At 71.7% G+C, this 8,180-nt stretch carries 9 protein-coding genes; 7 read left to right on the forward strand and 2 right to left on the reverse strand.

Features of this window, described 5'->3' with window-relative positions; genetic code table 11:
• The coding region (locus tag ACTHJJ_RS05510; RefSeq protein WP_440301935.1) for an FAD-dependent oxidoreductase at positions 1-182 on the reverse strand (182 nt) is incomplete at its 3' end.
• 84 nt (positions 183-266) lie between these two features.
• Between ACTHJJ_RS05510 and ACTHJJ_RS05515 the strand changes: the two genes are divergently transcribed.
• The 3 genes from ACTHJJ_RS05515 to ACTHJJ_RS05525 are packed head-to-tail and all read left to right on the forward strand — an operon-like array spanning position 267 to position 3,458.
• The gene (locus ACTHJJ_RS05515; protein ID WP_440301936.1) at positions 267-926 is read left to right on the forward strand and encodes a TetR/AcrR family transcriptional regulator; all 660 of its coding nucleotides are present in this window, start codon (positions 267-269) and stop codon (positions 924-926) included.
• Between the two features lie 10 nt (positions 927-936).
• Entirely contained in the window at positions 937-1,776 is an 840-nt protein-coding gene (locus tag ACTHJJ_RS05520; protein ID WP_440301937.1) for a purine-nucleoside phosphorylase, read from the forward strand.
• A gap of 2 nt (positions 1,777-1,778) precedes the next feature.
• Positions 1,779-3,458 carry a phospho-sugar mutase gene (locus ACTHJJ_RS05525; protein ID WP_440301938.1) on the forward strand — a complete coding sequence of 560 codons (1,680 nt, stop codon included), beginning with the start codon at positions 1,779-1,781 and terminating at the stop codon, positions 3,456-3,458.
• A 140-nt stretch (positions 3,459-3,598) separates the two neighbouring features.
• Here the strand turns inward: ACTHJJ_RS05525 and ACTHJJ_RS05530 are convergent, their stop codons facing one another.
• Positions 3,599-4,243 (reverse strand): PH domain-containing protein, encoded by a 645-nt coding sequence (locus ACTHJJ_RS05530; protein ID WP_440301939.1) that lies wholly within the window; start codon positions 4,241-4,243, stop codon positions 3,599-3,601.
• Positions 4,244-4,309: 66 nt separating this feature from the next.
• On the opposite strand from ACTHJJ_RS05530, the gene deoC reads away from it, so the two are divergent.
• From deoC to ACTHJJ_RS05550, 4 genes are all read left to right on the forward strand, one after another.
• The gene (gene deoC / locus ACTHJJ_RS05535; protein ID WP_440301940.1) at positions 4,310-5,311 is read left to right on the forward strand and encodes a deoxyribose-phosphate aldolase; all 1,002 of its coding nucleotides are present in this window, start codon (positions 4,310-4,312) and stop codon (positions 5,309-5,311) included.
• A 15-nt stretch (positions 5,312-5,326) separates the two neighbouring features.
• Positions 5,327-6,790 carry an aldehyde dehydrogenase family protein gene (locus ACTHJJ_RS05540; RefSeq protein WP_440301941.1) on the forward strand — a complete coding sequence of 488 codons (1,464 nt, stop codon included), beginning with the start codon at positions 5,327-5,329 and terminating at the stop codon, positions 6,788-6,790.
• Positions 6,787-7,674 carry an aldehyde dehydrogenase family protein gene (locus ACTHJJ_RS05545; RefSeq protein ID WP_440301942.1) on the forward strand — a complete coding sequence of 296 codons (888 nt, stop codon included), beginning with the start codon at positions 6,787-6,789 and terminating at the stop codon, positions 7,672-7,674. Before ACTHJJ_RS05540 ends, ACTHJJ_RS05545 begins: the two co-directional genes overlap by 4 nt.
• 108 nt (positions 7,675-7,782) lie before the next feature.
• The coding region (locus ACTHJJ_RS05550; RefSeq protein WP_440301943.1) for a uridine kinase family protein at positions 7,783-8,180 on the forward strand (398 nt) is incomplete at its 3' end.

Consider the following 8,180-nt stretch of genomic DNA (forward strand, 5'->3'; position numbering starts at 1 on the left):
CGCTGGTCGGCCGTCGCGATGAGGGCCTTGCTGGGCACACAGTCCGTCAGCACGGCGGCACCCCCGACGCCGTCCCTCTCGACGATCGTCACGTCGGCGCCGAGCTGGGCAGCGACAAGGGCCGCCTCGTAGCCGCCCGGGCCGCCGCCGATGATGACTACGGAGGTCTCGCGCGTGATCACGCACCCATCCAACCATTCCCGGCGAGCCACCCCACCCGCACACTAGGCTGGGAAGCAGCCCTGAACGCTGGCGACAGGAGCAGCATGACCGCACCCGCACGCTCTGTCTCGCCCCGCCTGCGCGAGCTGCTCGACGCGGCGGTCACCGTCGTCGCGGGAAGCGGCCTGCGGGGGCTGACCCACCGGGCCGTCGACGCCGCCGCAGGCCTGCCCCAGGGCACGTGCTCGGCCTACCTGCGCACCCGCCTTGCGCTCCTGACCGCGCTCGCCCGGCACGTCGGCGCCCGGCTCGAGGCCGACATCGCGGGGCTCTCGAGGCGGATCGCCGACCATCCCGGCGACCACGCCTATGCGGCGGACCAGACGACCGCCCTCTTCGCGGGCTGGCTGCGCGACCGCGACCTGCTCGTGTGCCGACTCGAGATGGCTGTCGCGGCGGCCCACGTCCCCGAGGTGGCCGAGGTCTTCACCGCGTGGCGAAACCGGCTCGTCGACGTCGTGGCACGGACCCTGATGACCGGGGACGAGGAGTTCTGCCGGGCGCGTGCGGAGACTCTGGTCGCGGCTCTCGACGGCGTCCTCATGTCTGCCGTCCTGCGTCCCCAACGCGGGCGGCGGGCCTACCTGCTCCGGACCGTCTCGACGCTCATCACCGCGCTGGGCAGCGACACCGAGCGACCGTCGCCCGGGCACGACGGCAGGCGGCGAGGGCGCGGGGACCCTCGCGGGGACGGACCTCGCTAGAGTCCACTGCGTGAACAGCACCGCAGCCGCCGAGACGAGCGACCACGACGCCGACCCCTACGCCCTCGCCCGCGACGCGGCCCGGGTCATCGCCGAACGGACGGGCATCGTCAAACACGACATCGCCCTCGTCCTCGGCTCCGGCTGGGGGCAGGCCGCGGACCTCATCGGGGAGACCGTGGCGACGGTCGACAACGTCGAGGTGCCCGGGTTCGCGGCTGCGGCCGTGGCCGGCCACAGCGGCTTCATCCGCTCGGTCGCCATCGGCGACACTGGCCGGCACGCCCTCGTCTACGGCACGCGCACCCACTTCTACGAGGGCCGAGGCGTCGACGCCGTCGTCCACGGGGTGCGCACCGCCAAGGCGGCCGGCTGCGACAGGATCGTGCTGACCAACGGCTGCGGCGGCCTCGACCCCGCCTGGGGCCCGGGCACGCTCGTGCTGATCCGCGACCACATCAACCTCACCGCCGCGACGCCCCTGCGTGGCGCGACGTTCGTCGACCTGACCGACCTCTACTCGAGCCGGCTGCGCGCCCTGGCGCACGAGGTCGACCCGTCCCTGCCGGAAGGGGTCTACGTCCAGTTCCCCGGGCCCCAGTACGAGACCCCGGCCGAGGTCCGGATGGCCCGCACCATCGGCGGCGACCTGGTCGGCATGTCGACCACCCTCGAGGCGATCGCCGCCCGTGAGGCCGGCCTCGAGGTTCTCGGCGTCTCGCTCGTCACCAACCCCGCGGCCGGCATCTCGAAGAACCCGCTCAGCCACGCGGAGGTCCTCGAGGCTGGTCGCGAGGCGGCACCGCGCGCGAGCGCGCTCCTCGCGGCCGTGGTGCGGAGGATCGCATGACCATGACCTCCACTGACGAGCTGTATGGCGCTGTCAGGACCTGGCGCGACGACGATCCCGACCCGACGACCCGAGGCCAGCTCGACCGCCTCCTCGCCGCTGCCGAGGCCGGCGACGAGGCGGCCCACGCCGACCTCGCCGACCGGTTCTCCGGCACCCTCGAGTTCGGCACGGCGGGTCTGCGCGGGGCGCTCGGGGCCGGGCCGAACCGGATGAACCGCAGCGTCGTCATCCGGGCCGCTGCGGGCCTCGTCGCCTATCTCAAGCGTGAGGGCGGAGTGGGCGAGAAGCCTTCTGTCGTCATCGGATTCGACGCCCGCTACAACTCCGATGTCTTCGCCCGTGACACCGCCGCCGTCGTCGTGGCGGCTGGTGGTCGGGCGCTGCTGCTCCCCCGCCCGCTGCCGACCCCCGTCCTCGCCTTCGCGATCCGGCACCTGGGGGCCGACGCCGGGGTCATGGTCACAGCGAGCCACAACCCTCCACAGGACAACGGCTACAAGGTGTACCTCGGGGACGGCAGCCAGATCGTGCCGCCGGCCGACGCCCAGATCGCGGCCCACATCGCGGCGGTGCAGCGGGTGGCCGACGTCGCCCGCGCTACCGATGGCTGGGAGACGTTGGGGCCCGAGCTGCAGCACCGCTACCTCGATAAGGTCGTCGGCGTGCTCGACCCGGGCTCGCCGCGCGACCTGTCGATCGTGCACACGAGCCTGCACGGCGTCGGGCACGACACTGTCCACGAGGCGTTCGAGCGCGCCGGGTTCCGAGCGCCGGATCCGGTTGAGGAGCAGGCCGTCCCGGACCCCGACTTCCCGACCGTCGCCTTTCCCAACCCCGAGGAGCCGGGCGCGATCGACCTCGCCCTGGCCCGGGCCCGCCGCGGCGACTGCGACCTCGTCATCGCCAACGACCCTGACGCCGACCGGTGCGCGGCCGCCGTCCTCGACCCGGCCGTCGGGGACTGGAGGATGCTGCGGGGCGATGAGGTGGGGGCCCTGCTCGGTGCGCACCTCGTCGCCCGGGGCGTCGAGAGCTCCGACGTGTTCGCCAACTCCATCGTCTCCTCTCGCCTGCTCGCCTCCATCGCCCGGGCGGCCGGCATCCGTCACGAGGAGACGCTGACCGGCTTCAAGTGGATCGCCCGGGTGCCCGGGCTGCGCTACGGCTACGAGGAGGCCCTCGGCTACTGCGTCGCGCCGGCCGCGGTCCGGGACAAGGACGGCATCAGCGCCGCCCTCCTCCTCGCCGAGCTCGCCGCCGAGCTCAAGGCGGCCGGTTCCTCGCTGCCGCAGCTGCTCGACGAGCTCGCGACGGAGCACGGGGTCCACGCGACCGACTCGTTCTCCGTCCGGGTCGAGGACCTCTCCCAGATCGACGTCCTGATGGACCGGCTGCGCGCCGAGCAGCCCACCTCGATCGCCGGCATCGACGTCGCGCGGGTGGATGACCTCAGCCAAGGCGCCGGTGGGCTGCCCCCGACCGAGGGGCTGCGCTACCTGCTCACCGACGAGTCCCGGGCCATCGTCCGACCGAGCGGGACCGAGCCCAAGGTGAAGATCTACCTCGAGGTCATCGAGCCCGTGGCAGGTCCGGAGGCCCTCGCCGGCGCGAAGACCGCGGCGGCGCAGCGCCTCGCCGCTCTCCGGGTCGACTTCGAGCGCCTCACCGCCCTGTCCTGAGCCTCGCGGTCCCCTGCGCCGCCCTCCGTCCCCCCTGACCCGGCCTCACACCGGGCAGTCGTCAACGCACCGGTCTCCGAAGCCGGTGTGTCGACGGTTATCCGGTGTGTTGCGGTTCGGAGTGCGCGCCGGGGGGTGGCTCAGATGACGAAGGTGCCGATCACCCAGAAGGCGAGGCCGGCGAGGAGCAGGCCGACCGGGACCGGTTCCCAGGTGCGCGACACGATCCGCGGCGTGCGGCCGTCCTTGCGGCGCTGGTCCGCGGTGATGCGCGACTCGATCTCTGCGGCGACCGTCTGGGCCTCGACCTTGGGGCGCTTCTGCTCGGCGTCCGGCACGGTCTTGCCCAGCCCGACCCGGTTGGCCCCGACCTGGAAGATGCCCCGTCCGTAACGTGGCCGGCCCGGGTCTGCCGGGATCCCCCACGCGGTGTACTTCTTGCCCCCACAGAACAGCTCGAGGGCCCACTTGCTCTTGATGTCGTCGATCATCGGCCAGGTGATGTCGATGGTCCGCAGCGGGTTGACGATCCGGACGCCCTCGTCGTGGATGACGGCGCACGGCCGCACGACGAAGAGCCACACGAGGACAAGGGCGAGCACGACCGAGGAGATGAGGACCCAGCTGCGATCCCCGCTGAGCAGCGCGGGCACGAGCAGGGCGAGCCCGGCGAGTCCCCCGACGACGCCGACCCCGATCGCCGATCCGGGCCTCAGCGTCCGGCTGTTGCGCAACTCGGCCGACCCCTCGAGGTCACCCTGGTCGCCGGCCTGGCTGGGCGGCATACGTCTCCTCCTTCATGCACTTTCACGCAGAGCGTGGCACGTCTCAGGCCCGGCTACACTCGCCGGGTGACCTCAACGATCTCCACGCGCGGTGTGCAGGATCTCACGGCGCGCGCCCGGGACCTGCTCGGGGTGTCCCGCCTCACGAACCATGCGATCGGCGCATGGCTGCACGGCCTCTCCGGCGTCGACCAGGTCGGTTGCGAGTCCCGGGCGGCCGCACTCGGGACCCGATCGATCAAGACGACGAGCAAGGCGTGGGCCATCGACACGGCCCTCCGGATGATCGACCTGACGACCCTCGAGGGTGCGGACACCCCCGGCAAGGTCCGGTCGCTCTGCGCCAAGGCGCTCGTGCCGGACCCGCTGGACCCCTCGACTCCGCGACCGGCCGCGGTCTGCGTCTACGGCGACATGGTCGGCACCGCCCGGGAAGCCCTGGGCGAGAGCGGGATCCACGTCGCGGCGGTCGCGACCGCGTTTCCCTCCGGCCGGGCCAGCCTCGCGGTCAAGCTCGCCGACACCCGTGACGCGGTCGCAGCCGGCGCCGACGAGATCGACATGGTGATCGATCGAGGCGCCTTCCTCGCCGGTGACTACGCGACCGTTTTCAACCAGATCGCAGAGGTCAAGGCCGCGTGCCGCCGGGACGATGGTGAGGACGCGCACCTCAAGGTCATCCTCGAGACCGGCGAGCTCGTCACCTATGACAACGTGCGCCGTGCCTCCTACCTCGCGATGCTCGCGGGTGGCGACTTCATCAAGACCTCCACCGGTAAGGTCTCGCCGGCGGCGACGCTCCCGGTCACCCTCATCATGCTCGAGGCCGTGCGCGACTGGCGCGAGCTGACCGGCGTGCAGGTCGGCGTCAAGCCCGCCGGCGGCATCCGCACGAGCAAGGACGCGATCAAGTACCTCGTCATGGTCAACGAGATCGCCGGCGAGGACTGGCTCACGCCCGAGTGGTTCCGCTTCGGTGCCTCCAGCCTGCTCAACGACCTGCTCCTGCAGCGGCAGAAGCTCACCACCGGCGCCTACTCCGGCTCCGACTACGTCACGATCGACTGACCCAGGGACGCACCCATGCCGAAGTTCGACTACGCCCCCGCGCCCGAGTCGCGCTCGATCGTCTCGATCAAGCCGACCTATGGGCTCTTCATCGACGGGACGTTCACCCGCCCCAAGGGGCTCTTCCCGACCATCAACCCCGCAGACGAGACGACGCTCGCCGAGGTGAGCCAGGCCGGCCCCAAGGACGTCGACAAGGCCGTCGACGCGGCCCGACGTGCCCACGACGGCGTGTGGGGGCGGATGTCCGGGGCGGAGCGGGGCAAGTACCTCTTCCGGATCGCCCGGATCCTGCAGGAGCGGGCCCGCGAGTTCGCCGTCCTCGAGACGCTGGACAACGGCAAGCCCATCAAGGAGACCCGCGACGTCGACATCCCGACCGCCGCGGCGCACTTCTTCTACCATGCCGGCTGGGCAGACAAGCTGGAGTACGCCGGGCTCGCCCCCGCGGGCGGTGAGATGCCGCGCGCGCACGGGGTTGTGGGACAGGTGATCCCATGGAACTTCCCGCTCCTGATGCTCGCGTGGAAGATCGCGCCGGCCCTGGCCACCGGCAACACCGTCGTGCTCAAGCCCGCCGAGACGACCCCGCTCACAGCACTGCTCTTCGCCGAGGTGTGCCAGCAGGCGGACCTGCCCCCGGGGGTCGTCAACATCCTCACGGGTGACGGCCGCACCGGTCAGGCGATCGTCGAGCACCCGGGAGTCGACAAGATCGCCTTCACCGGCTCGACAGAGGTCGGCAAGGCCATCGCCCGCTCGATCGCCGGCACCCGCAAGAAGGCCACCCTGGAGCTCGGCGGCAAGGCCGCGAACATCCTCTTCGACGACGCTCCCATCGACCAGGCCGTCGAGGGGATCATCAACGGGATCTTCTTCAACCAGGGCCAGGTCTGCTGCGCGGGGTCTCGGCTGCTCGTCCAGGAGTCGATCCACGACGAGGTCGTCGCCCGCCTCCAGCGTCGCCTCGGCACGCTGCGCGTCGGCGACCCGATGGACAAGAACACGGACCTCGGGGCCATCAACAGCAGGGCCCAGCTCGAGCGGATCTCGGCGCTCGTCGACGCCGGCATCGCCGAGGGCGCCACCGCCTGGGCCCCGGAGTGCACCTTCCCGGGAACCGGCTTCTGGTTCGCGCCCACCGTCCTGACCGGCGTCTCGCAGAGCCATCGGGTCGCGACCGAGGAGATCTTCGGCCCGGTCCTGTCGGTCCTGACGTTCCGCACTCCCCAGGAGGCGGTCGCCAAGGCGAACAACACGTCATACGGCCTCTCGGCGGGCGTCTGGACCGAGAAGGGCTCGCGGATCCTCTGGATGGCCGACCAGCTGCGCGCGGGCGTCGTGTGGGCCAACACCTTCAACCGCTTCGACCCGACCTCCCCCTTCGGGGGCTACAAGGAGTCGGGCTACGGCCGCGAGGGCGGCCGGCACGGACTCGAGGCCTATGTGACCAACACCGTGACGGGAGCCGCTCGATGAGCCGCCTTGACGTACGCAAGACGTACAAGCTCTACATCGGGGGCAAGTTCCCGCGCAGCGAGTCCGGACGGTCGTATGCCGTCCAGTCCGCTTCCGGAGACTTCCTCGCCAACGCCTCGCTCGGCTCCCGCAAGGACCTCCGGGACGCCGTCGTCGCGGCCCGCGGGGCCGTCAAGGGCTGGTCGGGCGCGACGGCGTACAACCGCGGTCAGGTCCTCTACCGCGTCGCCGAGGTGCTCGAGGGACGGCGGGCCCAGTTCGTCGACGAGGTGGCGGCAGGTGAGGGCCTGAGCGCCCGCACGGCCGGCGGCGTCGTCGACGCGGCCGTCGACCGGCTCGTCTGGTACGCCGGCTGGACCGACAAGATCGCCCAGGTCCTCGGCAACCTCAATCCGGTGGCCGGTCCGTTCTTCAACGTCTCCGCGCCGGAGCCGACCGGGGTGGTCGGCGTGCTCGCACCGCAGCGCAGCTCGCTGCTCGGGCTGGTGTCAGTCGTCGCGCCGGTGCTGGCGACGGGCAACACCGCCGTCGTGCTGACGTCGACTGAGCGCCCCCTGCCCGCGGTGACCTTCGGTGAGGTCCTCGCCACCTCCGACGTGCCGGGCGGCGTGGTCAACCTCATCACGGCCCGCACGGCCGAGGTCGCTCCGTGGCTCGCGTCGCACCGCGACGTCAACGCCATCGACCTGACCGGCGCGGCCGGGGCCGAGGGCGTCGACTGGGGCGAGCTCGAGGCGGCGGCCGCCGATACGGTCAAGCGGGTCTACCGGCCGGAGCTGCTCGATGGTGTGGCGGTCGAGCCCGACTGGACCGCTTCACCGGGTCTGGGACGCCTCCGCGCCTTCGTCGAGACGAAGACCGTCTGGCACCCCAAGGGCCTCTGAGCGGTGCCCGAATCCCCCGATCGAGAGCACACTCCCCCCGATCGAGAGTCCAGTGGTTCCGATCGGGAGTGCGCTGTCCCGCCCACACGGGAGCGCGTCGTGCTCGTCATGGGCCCGAGCGGATCGGGCAAGAGCCGCATGTCGGCACGGCTCAACGCCGCCTATGGCTGGCCCATCGTCCGGCTGGACGACTTCTACCGGGAGATGGACGACCCGGACCTGCCCCGTTCCTCGCTCGGGATCGCCGACTGGGACCACCCCGACTCGTGGAACGCGGAGGCGGCGGTCGCGGCGTTGCGCACCCTCGTCGACGAGGGGCGCGTGGACCTGCCGCACTACGACATCGCGTCGTCGCGGATCACCGGCACCCACACGGTGACGGCCCGTCCCCAGGACCGCATCCTGGCCGAGGGCCTCTTTGCCGGTCGGCTCGTCGGACCCCTACGGTCGGAGGGCCTGCTGGCCGACGCCCTGTGCGTGCGACGCAACCGATGGGTCACCTTCGG

The organism is Intrasporangium sp. (assembly GCF_051961875.1).
Classification (GTDB): Bacteria; Actinomycetota; Actinomycetes; order Actinomycetales; family Dermatophilaceae; genus Intrasporangium_A.